This is a genomic window from Jiangella asiatica (assembly GCF_004349065.1).
GTDB classification, from domain to species: Bacteria; Actinomycetota; Actinomycetes; order Jiangellales; family Jiangellaceae; genus Jiangella; species Jiangella asiatica.
The window spans coordinates 38,660-56,924 of record NZ_SMKZ01000024.1; the positions used below are offsets into that span (position 1 = coordinate 38,660).

Sequence of the window (18,265 nt, forward strand, 5' to 3'; positions counted from 1 at the left end):
GACGTCGATGCGCGCGACGACGACGCCGGTGCCCGGCGCCGGTCCCCTGGTCACCGAGGTCCTGGTTGTCGGCAGCGGTCCGACCGGGCTCACCGTGGCCAACCTCCTCGGCACGTTCGGCATCACCACTTTGCTGGTCGAGCGCAACACGTCGACCAGTGAGGAGGCCAAGGCGATCAGCCTCGACGACGAGTCGCTGCGCACCCTGCAGGCGGCTGGTTTGGACGCCGAGGTGTACTCCGTCGTCGTACCGGGGACCGGCACGCGGTACTTCTCCGCACGAGGGCGGCCGCTGTTCCACGCGCGCGGGCCGGGTCGCCGTCTTGGCCACTCGTTCAAGAACTCGTTCGCCCAGCCGGACCTGGAGCGTGTACTCGCCGCCGGACTCGCGAGGTTCCCGCACGTCACCGTGCTCTTCGGAACCGAGCTTCACGATCTCGACGAGGACTCGTCCGGTGTCGACGCCGTGCTCACCGACGTCGATGGCCAGGAACGCCGGGTACGGGCGAGGTACGTACTCGGCTGCGACGGCGGCCGCAGTACCGTCCGCGACCTGGCCGGCATCCAGATGACCGGCGTGACCTTTCCGGATCGGTGGCTGGTCGTCGATGCCCTCGGCGACCAGCACGACCAGCGGTACGCGATGCACGTGGGCGACTGGCGCCGCCCGCATGTCATCGTGGCCGGTCGCGACGGCCGCTGCCGCTACGAGTTCTGGCTGCGCCCGGGCGAAGCCGATCCCGGACCCGACCCGCCCTTCGACCTGGTGCGGCGGCTCGTCGGACGCTACCGGCCACTGCGGCCGGACGACGTCGAGCGATCCGTGGTCTACGGATTTCATGCCCTGCTCGCCGAGCGCTTCAGCCACGGCCGCTGCTTCCTGCTCGGCGACGCCGCGCACATGATGCCGCCCTTCGCCGGTCAAGGCCTCAACTCCGGCGTGCGAGACGCGACGAACCTGGCCTGGAAGCTCGCGGCCGTGCTGTCCGGCCGGGCCCGGCCGACGCTGCTCGACACCTATGAGCAGGAGCGCCGGCCCCACGCGCAGGCGACCGTCGACCTGTCCGTCCGGCTCGGATCGATCGTGATGACCACGAGTCGCACCCGGGCCCTGGCTCGCGACGCTTTCGTCGCGTCGGCGATGCGGCTACCCGCCGGCCGGCGCTTCCTGGAGCAGATGCGCTACCGCCCGGCGGCCCACCTCCGCCAGGGATTTCTCGTCGGTGGCGCCGGCGGCGTCGGCGGGCGGCTCGTCGGTCGGCCACTGCCGCAACCCACCGTCCTCGCCGGCGACGACCATGCGCCGGCCAGGCTGGACGACGTCCTCGGCCCCGGCCCGACTGTTCTGGGCATCGACCTCGAACCGGAGCTCTGGGCGGCGCTGAGCGACCTCGACCTCCGGCCGCTCGACGGACGCCGCGTCGACGTGCGGCTGGACGACCGAGCGTCGTGGTCGCGCAACGGCCGCACGGCGGTCGCCGACCTGGACGGTCAGCTCGAGAAGACGTTCGGCCACGCTCGCGGCCGGCTGGTCTTCGTCCGGCCGGACCGGATCGTCGCCGCAGTCGTGCATCCGTCCCGGCTCGGCGGGCTCCCGGCGGCCCTGTCTCCGTACACGCCGGCGCCGGAGGACGTCGTCGCGCCGGCACCCGGTCCCGCAGCGACCCGGACCAACTGATCGATCCCGCGTCACCCACACCGTCGAATCCGAGAGAGGTTCAGCATGCGACTGGCCACCATCCGGCTCCCCGACGGCGGCACGAGCGCAGCTCGCGTCGACCGCGACCGCGTGCGCGTCCTGCCCTGGCCGGACCTCGGCCGGTTGCTCGCGGACCCGAACTGGAGGCAGCTCGCACTCGTCGGCGAGACGCTGCCCGGCGAGGAGGAGCCCCAGTACGCGCCGCTCGTCCCGCACCCCAACAAAATCGTGTGCCTCGGCCTCAACTACGCCTCCCACATCGCCGAGATGGGCCGGCCGACGCCCCAGTATCCGACGCTGTTCGCGAAGTACGACGGCGCCCTCATCGGCGCGCACGACCCGGTCGTGCTCCCCGCCGTCAGCGACGCCGTCGACTGGGAGGCCGAGCTGGGTGTCGTCATCGGCGCTCCCGCCCGTCATGTCCCGCCCGACCACGCACTCGACGTCGTCGCCGGTTACACCGTCGTCAACGACGTCACCGTGCGCGACTGGCAGCACCGCACCCGCGAGTTCCTGTCCGGCAAGACGTTCGAGGCGACGACGCCCGTGGGCCCCGTCCTGGTCACCCCGGACGAGCTGCCGCCCGGAGCGAGCGGCCTCGCGATCACCTGCACGGTCGACGGCGTCGTGATGCAGCACTCGACCACCGCGGACCTACTGTTCTCGGTGGCCCGGATCGTGTCGTACGTGAGCACCATCATCACCCTCAAGCCGGGCGACCTCATCGCGACGGGGACCCCGGGCGGCGTCGGCGCCGGCCGGTCACCGGAGATCTGGCTTCGGCCGGGCAGTGAGCTCGTGACGACCATCGAAGGCATCGGCCAGCTGCACAACCGTTGCGTACGGGAGGAACGCCCGGCTCTGGCCCCCGCGTCGTCGACAACCCGCTAGCGAGGCACCGCGCGCACCGGGACTCCCGGCAGCGCGTCCGGGACGACGTCGCCGTCGCGGACGACCAGCGTGCCGCCCACCATGACGTGGCGCATCCCCACCGAAGGCAGCGAGCTGTTCGCATAGCTCGCGCGGTCGGTGATCGTCTCGGGATCGAACACCGCCAGGTCGGCGTCGCACCCCACCTGAACCCGGCCCTTGCGGCGCATCGCCGGAGCCATCTCCTCCAGCAACAGGGCCGGCAGCAGGCTGCACCTGCGCATCACCTCGACCAGCCCGAGGTCGGCATCGTCCCTGGTGAGCATCCGAATGCTGCGCGCGTACGTGCCGGCCGTCCGCGGATGCGTGAGCCCGCCCGGCGGGAGCGGCCATCGCATGGGGTCCGGCGGCGGCGCGGTCCAGACCAGCGGCATGGCGTCGCTGGCGATCACCGTGTCGGGGAAGCAGAGCGCACGAAGCAGGAAGCCGCGATCGCGTGGATCGTCCTCGCGCAGGTGCTCGTCGACGACCAGGCCGCCCGGGTCGCTGGCCCGCAACCGCCGCAGGTGCTCGGCGTCACGGACGCGCTCGCCGCTGCGCAGGTGGACCAGCGAGTCCGGAGTGCGGCCGCGGCGGGCCAGAGCGTCCGGGTCCAGGAACGCCGCGCCGATCCCCGTCATGGCGAAGCCGTACGGGTAGGCCTCGGTGGAGACCCGTGCCCCTTCCGAGCGCGCCCGGTCGACCAGCGCCAGCACCCGGTCGACATGGCGACTGGCCACGCTGTTCACGTGGCACATGTGCGTGGGCGCGCCGGTCTCCGCGGCCGCCATGACGATCTCCTCCGCCCCGTCGACGACGCCGATCGACGGACCGCCTCCGGCGTCGCCGCGGTCCTCCACCAGCGAGCGTGCATGGGTGAACGTCACACATCCGGCAGCGGCCGCGAGCCGTGCCATCGCCAGGTACTCCTCCGATCCGGTTCCCGGCCCGTAGCCGAGCAGGATGCCGATGCCCAAAGCGCCGCCGGCGAGGTCCGCGCTGACGGTCGCGACGATCCTGTCGATCTCCTGCCGGCTGGCGGCACGTTGCCATTCCGGATGCCCGATGTTGTCGAGGATCGCGTGCTGCTTGCCCTCGGTGCGGATGCCGGCGAGCACCTCCATACGCGCCGCCGCCCATGACGCGGAGAACCCGTAGTTGACCGGCCGCCCCTCGGCCGCGGCCCGCTCGTACGCCCGGCTGATCGGACCGGCGCCGGCCTCCAGGTCCAGGGCCGTCGTGACGCCGTCGAGAGCCTGGAGCCGAAGCTCCGGAATTCCGGGCGAGTGACTGTGCAGGTCGATGAAGCCAGGAGCGACGACAAAGCCGCTCACCTCCAGGCGAAGCCGCGCCTGCGGCAGCGGTCCGGCCGCGACAACCGTCACCGTTCCAGCACTCACCCCGACGTCCCGGATCGCGTCCAACCCCGTCTCGGGGTCGAGCACACGACCACCCTCCAGCACGACATCGAACGTCATAGGAGCAGACCCCTCCAGGCGGAAGACTCCACGATCCCACCAGACTCCACCCGCCGCATCGTGCGCCGGCCAACGGGGCAGGCCGATGCTTCGTGCCGGACTCCAAGCCCTGAGCCCGAGCACGTACACGAGTGCTCAGCCGGTTCAGCCCGCTCTGCCTGCGTACGGTCTCGGACGCGTCGCACGCGGTCGTGCAGGAGGCGAGAAACGTTGGTGTATGGGTGTTCGGCGGCGGCATCGACGAAAACGTTCCGCCTGTCATGGTCGATGGCGACGGGACCGTGGTCGAGGGCACCTACCCGCAGACGAAACAGCTCGAGGGCGGCTACACGGTGCTGGAGCTGCCCTCCCGTGAGGCGGCACTGGAATGGGCCGCGAAGATCGCGACCGCGTGCCGCTGCGCGCAGGAGGTGCGCGTCCAGTACGACCCCGCCAGCTGACGGGCATCGTCGCGGACCGGGTATCCTCCTCAGCTCGCTCCGCGACAAGGTGGCGCACCTGCAACCGCTGCATACGCCCTGGCCAGAAGGCCGGACGTCCTTCGGTAACCAGAAACCGAACGCAGGCCACGACAGATGGCAATCCAGACAAGCTGGAGCACCCGACCCATCCGACGCCCATGAACCACAGCAGCGTATTCACGCGAGTTCTATGGTGTCAGCGACCTCGTTCGGTGGCTCGTGCTCCCAGAATCTCGCCGGGAGAAGGTCGAGGTCGAGGACCTCGGCAGCAGCACCTACCGTCCCGACGATTCGATCGCGACGACGATTCCGGCCAGCGCTGGCCCGCCCCGACGCCGTCAATGCCCTGGGGCCGGCAAGCAACCGCCGTCGGCGATGCCCCCGCCGACGTGAAGGGTGACCTCGGTGTCGCGAACCTCGCCGTAGACGCACCCGGACCCGGTGCTCACGCCGATGGCCAGCCCGCCGTTGGCTACCTCGGACGACCCATGGGCCTGCACGTTTTCGTAGCCCAGTGGTTGCAGGACCGCGAATGCGTCGTCCACCGTCAGCGGGCCGGCCGCGACGGCTTCGGTCAGAGCCGCGGCGATCCGGTCCCGGTGCTCGACGGCGCCGTCCCGCCATTCCGGCGGCAGCTCGCTGCGCTGCCGATAGGCGTCGTTCGCGCGCATGCCGGCGTCAGGGTCGTAGCCCACGCAGTCGTCCGGCACCAGCTGGTCGTGCACCGAAGGGCAGGCGCCAGTGGGCGAGGAACCGGCCCGCCCGTCATCGGCAATCGAGCCGCAGCCGACGAGACAGACTGCGGCCAGGATGCAGAACGCGGGGACGGCGAAAGCCTTCACCGTCTCAGCGAACAGCACCGCGTCCGCAATGTCGAGCCTCGCCTCCTCACTGTGGGGCGGGCCATGAAGTTCGTGCCGAAGCTCTCCGCACTGTGCTGCGCCTAGGCATGGTGTGATGCCGGCGCCGTTGAGCGAGCCGATGCGCGCAGGTCGCCGAGGCGCTCACGGCTGCGACGTGCCTGATGTTCACCAAAGAGCGGCATGCCCGGCGGTGTCGAGCTGCGTGCGGCGCTGAAGCGGTGGGCCATCAACACCCGCCGCCGCGGCGAACCGCACCAGCCCGGCTGGGTGAGCGACACCATTGCGCTGGGCCGCCGGCCACAGCAGGCCGGCCTCCGCGCCCGCCGACACCAACGTGCTCCGCCAGCTCCTCCACAGCCTCGCAGTCCGCCTCGACGGTGGCATGCGCGCAGCCAGCCTCACATCACGGTGGCGGACGATCGGCGAGGTCGGCAAGGTCCCGTCACCACCGGAACTCACCCGCGCTCCATCACCACCTCGACACCTTCGGCACCACACCCGACGGACGCCTGTTCGTCGGCGAACGCAGCACCGACCACCTCCCCGCCCTCACCGTGTTCCGCGTCTGGAACCGCGCTCGCCAAGCGGTGTTCGGCGCCGACGCAAGGCGCTCACTCGTGGCGCTGCGCCCCTACGACCTCCGCCACGCGGCCGTCTCCACCTGGCTCAACCCCGGCGTCCCACCGACCGAGGTCGCGACCTGGGCCGCTCACTCCGTCGACGTCTGCTCAAGATCTACGCCAAGTCCATCGACGGCGACGACGCCGGCACCGCGCGGCGATCGAGCAGGCCTTCCGCGACTGCGGCCCCACCGCCCGTCAGCGATACCGGTCGATGAGGCAGCGGGCCATGTCCTTCGCCCGTTGCGCGGCCTCTCGATCCCCTTCGGCAGCGGACACTATCGAGCCCTTCATCAGGATGTGCCAGGAGCGGGCGAACGCGTCCGGGTCACGCAAGCCCGCCTCCTGCGCCCGCTCCCGGACGATCGCCCGGATGTTCTCCAGGTATTCGATGCTCGCCGCCCCGAGCGGATGATCCCCGCCCATCTCGAGTAGCACGTTGATGAAAGAGCAGCCGTCGAACCCGTCGCTGCCGAACCAGTCGTCGAACACGTCGAAGATGGCCAGCAGCCGCTCCTCCGCGGTGGAACCCCGCTGCTCGGATCCGGCCTTCACGAAGCCGAGAGTCCATTCCTGTTCACGCCGCTCCAGGAAGGCCAGAACGAGATCGGTCTTGGACCGGAAATGCCGATAGAACGTCGCCTTTGCCACCTTCGAACGGTCGATGACCTCGTCGACCCCGACCGCGCGGATACCGCGTCGCGCGAACAGGTCGTAGCTGGCCGACAGGATACGTTCTCTGGCGTCGACGGTTGGCGTCCGATCACTGTGGAGCATGCCACGAACGCTAGCTTGTAACAGACCGTCTGTCTTACGGCTACCCGCTCGTTGCCCTGGTTGGCGGTAGTCGCAACCCCACGCCGCCGCGGTCTGGATCTCCATCGGCGTAGCGATACAAGCCGGGGACGACATGCCCGGGCGGGAACTCCTCCAGCACCGCACGCCCCTCATGCCAACCTCCACATCTTGCCTGGAGTTCCAGACGATGACGAATCGCATCTGGTGCGGCCTCGTCATCGTTGCTGGCTGTCGCCTAGGAAGGTCCGGTCCATCCCACGCTTTCCCATATGGGTATATGATAGGGGTCATGGCACGGGCAGCGACGACGTCGGACGTCTTCAACGCGATCGCCGAGCCGCAGCGCCGGAAGATCCTTGTGCTGCTGCGGGCCGGTGAGCGGCCGGTGACCGAGTTGGCCGTGGAGCTGGGGATGACCCAGCCGGGAGCGTCCAAACACCTACGGGTGCTCCGGGAGGTCGGACTGGTGCGGGACCGCAAGGCGGGCAAGCACCGCCTGTACGGCCTTGACGCCCGCGGGCTGCGACCGGTCCACGAGTGGACCGGCGGATTCGAGCGGTTCTGGAACGAGAGCTTCGACCGGCTGGACGCGTACGTGCGGGACCTCAAGCAGGCAAGGCAGGAGGAGTAGCTGATGAGGGCGACGGGACGAGGAGCGCCGGCGCAGTCCGCGACGGCGGACCGGGAGATCGTGATCTCTCGAGTCATCAATGCCCCGCGGGAGTTGGTGTTCGAGGTGTTCACCGAGGTGCGGCACCGGTCGCGGTGGTGGGGCCCTGACGGGTTCACCACCACTACGCGGGCGTTCGAGTTCCGGGTCGGCGCGGAGTGGGACTTCGTGATGCACGGACCGGACGGGACGGACTACTCCGAGTGGATCACCTGGACCGAGATCGCCCCGCCGGAGCGGATCGCACTGCGCCACGGTGAGTCCCGCGGCGATCCGAACGCATTCGAGTCGGTCCTGACGTTCGCGCCCGACGGGGCGGCGACCCGGATCGAGATGCGCACGGTCTTCCCCACCACGGAACTGCGTGACGAGGCGGTCGAGAAGTACCACGCGATCGAGGGCGGCCAGCAGACCCTGAGCAACCTGGCTGCCTACGTCACCGAGATCGCTCGGACACGAGTTGAGGACTGATGGCCGGAAAGGTGTTCTTCAGCGTATCGATGTCGCTGGACGGGTTCATCGCACCCGAATCGGTCTCGGAGTTGATGGGGCGGCAGTGGGTGGAGCTGCAGGCGTGGATGTTCCCGCTGCGGTTCATCCGGGAGAACTTGAGTCTCGGCGAGGGCGGCAAGGGGGGACGCGACAACGACATCGTGCGGGAGACGTTCGAGCGCACCGGCGCGAGCGTCATGGGCAAGCGCATGTTCGACGCCGGCGAGCAGATGTGGCCGGAGAACGCCCCGTTCCATACACCGGTGTTCGTCGTGACGCACGAGAAGCGTGATCCCTGGGAGCGGCTGGGCGGCACAACCTTCCACTTCGTGAACGACGGCATCGAGCCAGCGCTCGACCAGGCCCGCGAGGCCGCCGGCGACCGCGACGTCCGCATCGCCGGCGGCGGCGCAACGATCCTCGAGTACCTGAGCGCCGGCCTGATCGACGAGTTCACGATCGCGCTCTCACCCGTGCTCTTCGGCTCCGGAATCCGCCTGTTCGAGGGCGTCGACGCCGCCCGCGTGGCCCTCGAGCCGCTACATGCGGAGCCAACCGATCGGGTCACCCACCTGAGCTACGCAGTGCGAAAGCGGTGACTGTCTGATCTCTGCGCCACGGGCGGGGCCAGGGGAGGGTGAGATTCGAAGCTCTGAGCATCGGGAGGCTGTCTCTTCGAGGCTATTCGCCCCACGTGAATACGACCGGGCAGAGCCACCGGGAGACCTGGCCGCATGGCTGGTCACCGACGAGCATGGCAGGGTCGGCTCCGTCACTGTCGTACGGGCGTCGGAGTTCCATCGGGCGCACGTACCACGTCCCGGTTCCCTGGCGAGGATCAGCCTGATCGGTCTCGGATCTCGAAGCTGACTTGTCCCTGGTTTCCGACGTGGGCGTCCAGGGCCTTGTCCTCGAGGGCCGCAACCGCCGTCGGGTCCAGGAAGACACGAGCCCCCTCCGCCTCGATCACCTGGTCGCCGGGCCCAGGGCGGGCGGCGAGCTCAACAGAGAGTGCCGAGGCGCCGTTCGTCGGTGCTGCCGCCGCGATCCGAAGGCCGATCGCCCGCGGAAGCTCAGGCTCCTCGACGAGCGAACGGATCACGGATACGGCATTGGCGGTCAGAGCGAGCACGTCTGCCTCCCATCGAGTCCACCGCTTCTCTGTACGGCAATACCCCTCGGCCGGGACCGCAAGCCGTGGCGGAACACTGCGACATAGCCAGGTGCGCGGGAACTGCCGGGAACCGACAGTTGGTCTGGTGCTCCCACGCGTTGACGGCGAGGACCGGCGAACTACTCGACATCTTCCGGCTTCACACCGGTACCGCCGGCATGCACCTAGATGAGTGATTCCCAACCATGGGTCCGTCGCCGTAGGTCATCGGCGACCGCTTTCGTGGATGCGTCGATCTTCCAGTCGTGCCAGATCGCGACCGTGCACACGAGCTGGCGTTGGGCGACGCGCACGATCACGCCAGCCGGGGTGCGGCGGCCATGCCTGGTCCCTCGAGCGCCCTCGAGCGGCATAGTGCAGCAGGGAGACGCCGTTTCGGTAGCGGCGGGCCTGTACCAGCTGCAACCTCGGCACGTCGCACCCTTCAGGGAACAGCCTCCGCCCGCGGCCCTGGACGGCAGGGTAGACGAACAGGCGGTACTCGTCGACCAGCCCGGTCCCGATCAGCGCATGGCTCAACGTGATGCTGCCGGTGACCACGATGTTGCGGCCCTCCTGCTCCTTCAGGGCCCGCACCTGGGCCATCCAGTCGCCGGCGAGCACGGTTGAGTTGTGCCACTGCGGGTCGGTCATGGTCGAGGAGACCACGTACTTGTGGACCTCGTTGAGCTCGTCGGTGATCCCGGACTGGTCGTCGGTCTGCAGGGGCCAGTAGCCGCGGAAATCCTCGAACGTCTGCCGACCCAACAACAGGACGTCCCCTGCTCCGGCCGCAGGCGTCCCGCCTCCACCAGTTCCTGATCCTGATCGGCGGGATCGAACCAGTCGCCGAGCATCTCGATGGAGCCGTCGAGGGTGATGTTCTGGGTGATCGCGAGTGTCATCATGTGTGTGCAGACCATTCCGCGGTCGCGGAATCATCCCCAACCCAGCTGTGCGTTGGTGCGGGTTGTAGGTCGGTGTGGTCCACGCCAGGATGACCGGATGCGGCTCTACCTGTCGTCGTTCCGGCTCGGCGCCGAGCCGGAACGGCTGCGTGCGCTCGCCCGCAGCGACCGCCCGGTAGCGGTGATCGCAAACGCCTGCGACGCCGCGTCCAGCGATGACCTGCGGTCGGCCGCGGTGCGGGCCGAGCTGGACGCTCTCACCGGCATCGGGCTGGCCGGGTTCGAGCTGGACCTGCGCGACCACGTCGGCGACCCGGACGGTCTGGCCGCCGCACTCGCCGAAGCCGAGATCGCCTGGCTACGCGGAGGGAACGTCTTCGTGCTGCGGCACGCGCTGGCCGTCAGTGGGGCGGACCAGGTGTTCAGGACGCTCCTGGCCGAGGACCGCATCGTCTACGCCGGCTACAGCGCCGGGCCGTGCTGCCTCGCGCCGAGCCTACGCGGGCTCGAGCTGTGCGACCCGGTCGACGACCTGCTCCGCCTGCACCCGCGGGCGGAGGTGCCGTGGGACGGACTGGGCGTACTGGACCGCGCGTTCGTGCCGCACCTGGACACGCCCGGGCACCCGGAGACCGGCGCGGTCGGCGAGATCGCCCGCCACTACCGAGAGCAGGGGCAGCCGTACTGGGCGCTGCGCGACGGCCAGGCGCTGGTCGTCGACGGCGACCACGTCCAACTGCGCTGACCCTCCCGCAGCGCCTGCGCAACGTCTGGGCGGCTCCGCGCCGCCAGCCGAGGCCGCCACCCTGATTGTCCGGAAGCCGTCCTCACGTCCGCCGGCGCGCCAGTAGGCCGACCAGCACCGCCGCGCCACTAGAGCAGCTCAGCGGCCGTTTGGTGTGATCACGACCTTGAGACCGGTTCGCTGGTCGGCCTGCCGGAACGCCTCGCCTGCCTGGTCGAGTGGGAAGGTGTGCGTGACGATGGAGCTGACGTCGACTAGGCCGCGCTCGACGAGCCGGATGGCACGGGGGTAGGTCGCCTTCATGCGGCGGGACATCTTGAGGGTCAGTCCTTTGCGACGTGCCTCGGCGGCCGGGAAGGTGGTCCGGTCGTCATCCGGGATGCCGGCCAGGACCACCCGCCCGCCGGGACGGGCGGCGGTCACGGCCAGCTCGACCGCGTCGTCGGTCCCAGCCACCTCGATGACCACCTGCGCGCCCTTGCCGCCGGTCGCCGTCGCCAGCTGTGCCGAGGCGTCGTCGGCCCCGGCATCGACGACGACGTCGGCGCCCACCGCGGCAGCCGCGTCGCGACGATGGGCCAGCGGCTCGACCGCCACCACCAGCCCGGCGCCGGCCGCCCTGACCAGCTGAACGGCGCACAGGCCGATGGGCCCGCACCCTACGACCGTGACCGTGGAACCCGGCCTCGGCCGGCCGAGGTCGACGGCGTGCAGGGCCACGCCGAGCGGCTCCAGCATCGCTGCGTCCGCATCGCTGAATGCGTCGGGAACGACGTGCAGCAACTCCACCGGCCAGGCAAGATGCTCTTGAAGGCCCCCGTCCTGGCCGCCATGGCCGGCGAATCGCACCCGGGGACACAGGTTGTGGTCACCCTCGAAACATTGGTCACACGCGCGGCACGGCTGCGCCGGGTCGACGGCGACACGACGGCCGTCGTACGGCCCGCCCTCCACTGTGCCGGCCATCTCGTGCCCGAGGACCAGAGGCTTCTGCAGCACCGCGTCGCCGATGCCGCCTTCGGTGAACCAGTGCAGGTCCGAGCCGCAGAGGCCCACAGCGGTGACTCGGACGAGCGCCTCTCCGTGACCCGCGGCCGGGCGGTCCTCCTCCGTGATCCTGACGTCTCCGACCCCGTGCAGCCGGGCAACCTTCATGCGTGTCCCATTTCCGTGACGTGAGGGGCATCGGGATTGATGTCCGGGCCGAAGAACTTGATGATGACGAGATCGTCGTCGCCGGTGTTCACGTACTCGAGCGGCTGAACCGCGCGGTCGTGGACGACGAGCAGCTCGTCGGCGCCGACCTGCCCACCGAGCACGGCGGTGCCGCCGATCGTTCCGCGTCCCCGCCACGCCAGCAGGTTGAAGACCCCACGTTCTCGAGCGACGTACCGAGCGCCCGGCGCGATGATCAGCCGCTTGCCGCTGAACTTCGTCGAGCCGTACAGGATCCATGCCTCGGTGACGCCGTCGGCGTCGTGGAAGACCCGCGGGGCGAGATGACGGTTCTCGTAGAAGTATGGATCGGCGTTGGCCGGCCAGTCGACCCAGTCGAGAACGGCGTCCTCTCCGCGGACGTCCCGCTCCGCCCTATCGACGTCCTTGTACAACAGGTCCTTGCTGATCAGCGCCCCGGCGTTGAGGGCCTGGAACATCGAGAGCGTGTCGGAGTCCTCCTGCAGCTCGATCGTCAGCGCTGTCCCCGGGGCATGCAGGACGCCCGACGGTACGAAGAAGCCTTCCTCGGCCACCTGCAGGTACGCGGGCGCGTGCTTGAGGATCTCATCGGAGTCCCATGACCTGAGGTACTGCAGGAAGATCCTCCGGCCGGACCCGTCAGCCAGGCTCGGATGCGTGCCCAGGAACGTTTCTGGATGCGTGCCCAGGTCGACGCCGGGCGGCAGGTAGTACGCCTCGTCCTTGGACTTCCGTCCGACCAGTTCCGCGTACCGCGACGGCGGGTGGATGTGGTACGGGATGCGCGCGGCGAAGTCGTAGATCTTGGCCAGCCGCCCGAGCCCGTCATGTGTCGCCGCATAGGCCGTCCCCAGAATGTCCGTGGGTGCCGCGCGGACCGCCGCCTCGAGGGACAGCCGGCGGCCATCGGCGAGGCGGATGTGGCTGATGCCCTCGTCCGGCGGGCCGACCTCGTTGTCGGCGTGCGTGGTCGACGCCAGCCAGCGCTCGCAGATGAAGCCGCGGTCGCCGACGTCGTACTCGTCCTCGGCCAGGCCGAGGCGCCGGCCGGGCGGCAGCCAGTCGCGCGCGACCAGGGCCGGATCGAGTTCGAGGATGCCGTCGCCGTCTCCCATGGCGTCCTCCAGCACCGACCGGACGTCAGTCGTGGTCATCAGCGCTCCTCCGGTTTAGGTGGGTGGACGGCGACGGCGCGGCTCGCGTCGTGTCCGGGTCACGTTGTCGCCCCGTGCTCATCCGCACGACGAGCTCGCCTTCCAGACGCCGGCTCTCGGCCGGGGAGGTGTCCAGGCCCGCCTCTCGCGACAGCTCCTCCAGGGCGACTCTCGCCATCTCGCGCAGTGGTTGCCGGACGGTGGTGAGGGTCGGCTGGAACAGGCCCGAGAACCCGATATCGTCGATGCCGCCGACGGCGATGTCGGCTGGCACGCGTGTTCCGAGGCGAGTGAGCTCCTCGATCAGGCCGAGGGCGATGATGTCGTTCGAACACACGACGGCGTCGGCGCGGAATTCGCTTCCGACGACCTCGTGTGCGCCGCGCCGGCCGGTGTCGACGCTGTAGTCCCCTCCGGGCACCTCGATGAACTGTGCGACGTGCGGCGACTGTCTCGCGATCTCGGCGAAGGCCTCGTACCGCTCGATGTCGGGACTGGTCGCGAGGCCGCCGCCGATGAAGGCGATCCGACGGCGCCCCTGCTCCGTGAGATGGGCGATCAGCAGAGACACCGCATGCCTGTTGTCCATCCCGATGTGCGGGACGTCGGCGCCCTCGGCCCGGCCGTCGAACTGGATGACTGGAACCGATGCGTGCGCCTCCCGGATTCCAGCACCCGACGACTTCCAGCTGGCGGGTACGACCACGCAGGCGTCGACGTTCCGGGCCACGAGCTCGCGCAGTCGTTGCCGTTCGATCTCGGCGTCGTAGTTCGACACGGCGATGAGGACGTGGAACTCGATCTCCTGCGCGGCTGCCTCGAGTTCCTCGAGGACGGACGGGAAGAACGGGTTCGTGATCTTCGGTACCAGGACGCCCAGCGTGGCGCTCTGCTGGCGGCGCAGAGCGCTCCCGAAGTGGTTGGGCACGTACCCAAGCTCCCTGGCCGCCGCGACGACCCGCTCGCGGACCTCCTTGGTGACCGGCCGGCGGCCTGAGAGCGCGCGAGAGACGCTGGCGGTGGAGACCTTCGCCAGCGCGCCGACGTCCTTGGCCGTGGCACGTCTGCGTTCGCCCACTGTCGCTCCCGTTGCCGTCGGTTGGGTTGGATGGGTCGGTCAGAGTAGTTCGACGACGAGGTACGAGCTGAGTGCCCGGACCGTGAACGTGAACCGGTCACCGACGGTGCTCACCGCACCCTCGTAGGGCTCTTCGCCGGGGGTGTGGACACGAACCCGCGTCACGGGCTCCGGCAGGCGGACCGAGACCTCGGCGTTGTCCACCGCGGCGGTCCGGTCGAGAGCGTCGTCGTACTCATAGTTCACGATGTGCAGGGCGACCGTGCCGCGTGAGGTGCGTTGCAAGTTCACCGCGACGTCGGTGAGCGCCTTGATCTCAACCTGAGCGTCACCGGCGTCGTCGGCCACCGTGCGGGCACTGGCGACCACTCTTGTCCCAGGGTGCTCGAGAATCCGCGCGGTGCTCGTTCCGTCGTCGCCACCGCGCAGGTCGCCGATCACGATCACCCGTCCGCCGTCGTCCAAGTAGCCGGCCACCGCGTCGACCTGCCCGCCGGACAGTGCCCAACAGTCCGGCAGCACGAGGTGACGGTACTGGCGCAGGCGCTCCGGCGTGACGTCGTCTTCGCGCAGCACGCCGTCGTGGAATATGACCACGTCGAACGGATGCTGGGCGCGCGCCAGCGCGTCGGTCGCGCCGAAGAACGCCGACGACGAGTGCGCCTCGCCGCGACGACCGGTCACCGGATCCAGGCGCGCCTGGACGGCACCACCGAACGCCTCGTCGTGCAAATTGCTGTCCATGCTGTAGACCACGGCGGTGTCATTGACGGTGCTGCGGGTGTAGAAATGCTCGTTGTCGGCGAGGAAACCCTGGATGACCTTGGTCGGATTGTGGGGCGCGTACATGGCGTCCTCGATGACGCTGCCCATCCACGCACCGTAGGGGACCGACATGTTCGCGCCCAGCGCCGCGGCTTCGTACATCATCGTCCGGTAGCGGTCGATGCCTCGGCCGTCGTTGAGCTCTTCGACCAGCGCCGGCAGAATCCCGCCGTAGGGATTGAAGCTGATGGTGACCGGCTTCTCCCCGCCGAAAGCGGCGATGTAGCGCATCCACCCGGGCTGCCGGTACAGCGTGTGCCGCTGCTCAGGCACCAGCACATCGACGTCGGCGGCCAGCGGGTCGTGCCAGGGGGCTCCGTCGTACAGGTTGGCGGAGATCAGCAGGGATCGGCCCGCCCTCGCCGCGTATTCACGCGCGTAGCTCGCCAGCTCGTGGAAGTTGGCTGCGTTCCGGGCGCGGACGAAGGTCACGTAGGCACGAGCGAGGAAGTCGGGATTCTCGGCCGGGATGCGATCGGCGCCGTGGGCGAGCAACCACCGGCCATAGTGGAAGTCGTCGAGGGCCCCGGCGACATCGGCGGGCACCTGACGGGCCGGCAGCGAGCGGAGGTAGGCCGTGAACCCCTTCATGCAGTCCTTGCAGAAGCAGCCGCCGTACTTCAACGAGCCCATGGGGCCGTCGGGTTCGTCGAACTGGATCCCGTCGACACCGGCATCGACCTGGATCCGGATGACCGCCTTGACGTACTCACGCCAGACTGGGTTGTTCGTGTCCATCAAATGACAGATATGCTCACGGTCGGGGCACTCCAGCCAGTCCGCCCGCAACGCCTCGCCGTGGATGTCGCGAGAGCAGCACTCCTCCCAAAGGTCCGTGACGACGTCGCCTTCGCTGTTACGCAGCCCGCCCGGGAAGTAGGACTCGTAGCTGTTCCAGAGCCTGGGGTAGGTGTTCTGGGTGAATTCCCGCAGCCCCAGCCTGGTCCGCTTTCCCACACCGCGCAGCTCGTTGAGGCTCAGGACCTCGTCCTCGTCCTCGGACAGTTCGGCCGGGAACTCCCATCCCTGCATCAGGAAGATCACACCGAACGCCTTGATTCCCCGTTCCGAGCACGCGTGGTTGAACTCCTGATCGGTGACATAGCCGTAGAACCGGAATCTCGCCGGAATCTCGCCGGCCGCCTCTTGCTCGAGATACGGCAGCGAGATGCCCCCGCCGCCGAGCGCGGGCCAGGTCAGCATAGTCGCGCGGTAGTCGGTGAAGTCGTCCAGCATCTTCAACCGGCGTGCCGGGCGACTCGGGTGGTAGTTGTGTTGCCGTGCATACCAACCCTGGGCATAGACGCCTCGTTCCATGAATTCCTCCGCCTTTGACGGCCGCGTTCTCACCCGCGGCTCGAACCCTCGAGAACGGACAACTTGAAGTACCGCATGAATGGAGCAACCAAGATCATCGGGATGATCAGCGTGATGACACTTCCGGCGAGCACGGGTCCCCACGTCGGCATCTGTACCGTCCCTTGCATCGCCGACAGGGCCAACTGGACCACCCACGTGTCGCGCGAACGCAACACCACGAGTGGGAGGAACAGCGCCTGCCACACGGCGAGAAAGAGCACGATCGACGACGTCACGAGAATCGACTTCGACAACGGCAGGTAGATGTGCCAGATCACCCGGCCGACACCGGCACCGTCGATCATCGCCGCCTCGTACATCTCGCGCGGAATTCCCAGGAAGAACTGGCGGAACATGAAGATGAGGAACCCGTTGGCGAGCGTCGGCAGAATGAGCGCGGCGAGGGTGTCCACGAGGCTGAGCCGCTGCACGAGCGTCAGGATCGGGATGACGATCGCCTCGAACGGCACCATGAACGTGATCAGGCTCGTGGTGAACAGCATGTTCTTCCCCTGGAAGTCGTAATAGGCGAAGGCGAAGCCGGCCAGGAAGTTGACCACCGCCCCCGCCACCACGACGATCACACACACGATGAGCGTGTTCACGAGCGACGCTCGGAAGATCGAGCCCACGGCCATGACATCGCGATAGCCGCCGAGATCGAGGTCGTACGGAACGAGCGCTTGGAACCGGAACGGGCTCCAGTCGCGGAACACCCCGCCGCCGTCGCTCGACCGCGTCGACGTGACCACCATGAGCCAGACCGGCACGATGTAGATCAGCACCATGCCGACGAGGTAGATGTGGGCCGCCGCCCGGGAACGCTTACGCATCCTTGCTCCTCAGCAGCCGGAACTGAAGGGCCACGGTGGTGGCGATGATCAGCAGCAACAGTGCCACCAAGGCGTTCGCCGTCCCCGGGTGCCCGTAGCGCAGGACCTCCTGCGACGCCATGTACATGAGGAAGTTCGTCGCTCCGCCAGGGCCGCCCTGGGTCAGCAACTGGGCCGGCACGAAGACCACCAGCCCGGCCGACATCAACACCACGCCCGCGAGAAGCGTGGTACGGCGCAGCAACGGGAAGATCACGTAGAAGAACTTGCGGATCGGCCCGCAGCCGTCGAGCTCCGCCGCCTCGAAGATCTCGGTGCTGACCGAGTTGAGCGAGGCGAGATAGACCAGCGTCCAGAAGCCGACGTTCGTCCAGACCGCCATGGCGACCAGCACGTACAACGCCTGCCCGGTGCTCTCGTAGAAACCCTGCTCGGGGATGCCGAGCCGGGTGAGAATGCCATTGACGGCGCCGGTGTTCCGGTTGAACAGTGCCCTCCACAAGATCACGACCACCGGCGGCGCCACAGTGAGCGGAATGAGCAGCGCGGCCTGGTACACGCCCGCCCCACGACGCACCGTCTTGATCGCCAGTGCGGTCAGGATGCTGAACGCGATGCACAAGAACGTGGTGAGCAGGGCATAGGCCACGGTGACGCGCAGCGAGTCGAGTGTCCTGCTGTCGGTGAGGACGCTACTGAAGTTCTCGAGCGTGAACCCAGTGATCGTCCCGTTCTTCCCCGCCCCCCGAGGCTGGACACTGATGGCGAGCGCCCAGACCAGGGGAAAGACCGAGAACATCGCCAGCAGCGCGCCCGCCGGCAGCAGGAAGGCGTAGGGGGTCCAAGGGCGTCCCACTCGCGGACCGCCTCCGGCGAGGCTGGTCCGGTTGGCGCGTCCGGGCGGTGGCGGAGTGCTGCCGGTCAGTCGTCCGGACACGGCATCACGGTCCGGCACGATCTGTTCGGTGCCTGTTCGAGCAGCCATGGAGTGAACCTTCCGGATCCGTGGAGTCCTCAGTGCGA

17 protein-coding genes and 1 pseudogene are annotated in these 18,265 nt (G+C 68.8%); 7 read left to right on the forward strand and 11 right to left on the reverse strand.

Going from position 1 to position 18,265, the window contains the following annotated elements:
• The first annotated feature begins 7 nt into the window (after window positions 1–7).
• Entirely contained in the window at window positions 8–1,678 is a 1,671-nt protein-coding gene (locus tag E1269_RS17310) for a bifunctional 3-(3-hydroxy-phenyl)propionate/3-hydroxycinnamic acid hydroxylase (RefSeq protein ID WP_131896749.1), read from the forward strand.
• A gap of 45 nt (window positions 1,679–1,723) precedes the next feature.
• A complete protein-coding gene (locus tag E1269_RS17315; protein WP_131896751.1) occupies window positions 1,724–2,590 on the forward strand; it encodes a fumarylacetoacetate hydrolase family protein in 867 nt (288 codons plus the stop codon).
• On the opposite strand, the gene E1269_RS17320 is transcribed toward E1269_RS17315, so the two are convergent.
• Complete coding sequence (locus E1269_RS17320; RefSeq protein WP_131896753.1) at window positions 2,587–4,086, reverse strand: amidohydrolase family protein; 1,500 nt, start codon at window positions 4,084–4,086, stop codon at window positions 2,587–2,589. The genes E1269_RS17315 and E1269_RS17320 overlap by 4 nt on opposite strands.
• 131 nt (window positions 4,087–4,217) lie before the next feature.
• On the opposite strand from E1269_RS17320, the gene E1269_RS17325 reads away from it, so the two are divergent.
• Window positions 4,218–4,526 carry a YciI family protein gene (locus E1269_RS17325; protein ID WP_131896755.1) on the forward strand — a complete coding sequence of 103 codons (309 nt, stop codon included), beginning with the start codon at window positions 4,218–4,220 and terminating at the stop codon, window positions 4,524–4,526.
• Window positions 4,527–4,885: 359 nt separating this feature from the next.
• Here the strand turns inward: E1269_RS17325 and E1269_RS17330 are convergent, their stop codons facing one another.
• Both E1269_RS17330 and E1269_RS17335 read right to left on the reverse strand, forming a co-directional pair.
• A complete protein-coding gene (locus E1269_RS17330; protein WP_131896757.1) occupies window positions 4,886–5,389 on the reverse strand; it encodes a hypothetical protein in 504 nt (167 codons plus the stop codon).
• An 839-nt stretch (window positions 5,390–6,228) separates the two neighbouring features.
• Window positions 6,229–6,807 (reverse strand): TetR/AcrR family transcriptional regulator, encoded by a 579-nt coding sequence (locus tag E1269_RS17335; protein WP_131896759.1) that lies wholly within the window; start codon window positions 6,805–6,807, stop codon window positions 6,229–6,231.
• Between the two features lie 310 nt (window positions 6,808–7,117).
• On the opposite strand from E1269_RS17335, the gene E1269_RS17340 reads away from it, so the two are divergent.
• From E1269_RS17340 to E1269_RS17350, 3 genes are read left to right on the forward strand one after another with little or no spacing between them, the layout of a single operon-like run.
• The gene (locus E1269_RS17340) at window positions 7,118–7,459 is read left to right on the forward strand and encodes an ArsR/SmtB family transcription factor (RefSeq protein WP_131896761.1); all 342 of its coding nucleotides are present in this window, start codon (window positions 7,118–7,120) and stop codon (window positions 7,457–7,459) included.
• Window positions 7,460–7,462: 3 nt separating this feature from the next.
• The gene (locus E1269_RS17345) at window positions 7,463–7,969 is read left to right on the forward strand and encodes an SRPBCC family protein (RefSeq protein WP_131896763.1); all 507 of its coding nucleotides are present in this window, start codon (window positions 7,463–7,465) and stop codon (window positions 7,967–7,969) included.
• On the forward strand, window positions 7,969–8,589 hold the full coding sequence (locus E1269_RS17350) for a dihydrofolate reductase family protein (protein WP_131896765.1): 621 nt from the start codon (window positions 7,969–7,971) through the stop codon (window positions 8,587–8,589). Before E1269_RS17345 ends, E1269_RS17350 begins: the two co-directional genes overlap by 1 nt.
• Window positions 8,590–8,828: 239 nt before the next feature.
• On the opposite strand, the gene E1269_RS17355 is transcribed toward E1269_RS17350, so the two are convergent.
• On the reverse strand, window positions 8,829–9,122 hold the full coding sequence (locus tag E1269_RS17355) for a Fe-S cluster assembly protein HesB (protein WP_131896767.1): 294 nt from the start codon (window positions 9,120–9,122) through the stop codon (window positions 8,829–8,831).
• Window positions 9,123–9,515: 393 nt separating this feature from the next.
• Window positions 9,516–10,051, reverse strand: a pseudogene (locus E1269_RS17360) (dihydrofolate reductase family protein); the annotation flags it as partial.
• 97 nt (window positions 10,052–10,148) lie between these two features.
• Here E1269_RS17360 and E1269_RS17365 point away from each other — a divergent pair.
• Entirely contained in the window at window positions 10,149–10,796 is a 648-nt protein-coding gene (locus tag E1269_RS17365) for a Type 1 glutamine amidotransferase-like domain-containing protein (protein WP_162606467.1), read from the forward strand.
• Window positions 10,797–10,934: 138 nt separating this feature from the next.
• Here the strand turns inward: E1269_RS17365 and E1269_RS17370 are convergent, their stop codons facing one another.
• The 6 genes from E1269_RS17370 to E1269_RS17395 are packed head-to-tail and all read right to left on the reverse strand — an operon-like array spanning window position 10,935 to window position 18,227.
• A complete protein-coding gene (locus tag E1269_RS17370; RefSeq protein WP_131896771.1) occupies window positions 10,935–11,951 on the reverse strand; it encodes a zinc-dependent alcohol dehydrogenase in 1,017 nt (338 codons plus the stop codon).
• Window positions 11,948–13,147 (reverse strand): cupin domain-containing protein, encoded by a 1,200-nt coding sequence (locus tag E1269_RS17375; protein WP_131896773.1) that lies wholly within the window; start codon window positions 13,145–13,147, stop codon window positions 11,948–11,950. Before E1269_RS17375 ends, E1269_RS17370 begins: the two co-directional genes overlap by 4 nt.
• Window positions 13,134–14,225, reverse strand: coding sequence for a LacI family DNA-binding transcriptional regulator (locus E1269_RS17380; RefSeq protein ID WP_131896775.1), 1,092 nt, complete (start codon window positions 14,223–14,225; stop codon window positions 13,134–13,136). Before E1269_RS17380 ends, E1269_RS17375 begins: the two co-directional genes overlap by 14 nt.
• Window positions 14,226–14,264: 39 nt before the next feature.
• Window positions 14,265–16,367 carry a hypothetical protein gene (locus E1269_RS17385; protein ID WP_131896777.1) on the reverse strand — a complete coding sequence of 701 codons (2,103 nt, stop codon included), beginning with the start codon at window positions 16,365–16,367 and terminating at the stop codon, window positions 14,265–14,267.
• A 29-nt stretch (window positions 16,368–16,396) separates the two neighbouring features.
• Window positions 16,397–17,242 carry a carbohydrate ABC transporter permease gene (locus tag E1269_RS17390; protein WP_131896779.1) on the reverse strand — a complete coding sequence of 282 codons (846 nt, stop codon included), beginning with the start codon at window positions 17,240–17,242 and terminating at the stop codon, window positions 16,397–16,399.
• Entirely contained in the window at window positions 17,235–18,227 is a 993-nt protein-coding gene (locus tag E1269_RS17395; protein ID WP_131896781.1) for a carbohydrate ABC transporter permease, read from the reverse strand. The genes E1269_RS17390 and E1269_RS17395 overlap by 8 nt, the downstream gene beginning before the upstream one ends.
• Between the last annotated feature and the right edge of the window lie 38 nt (window positions 18,228–18,265).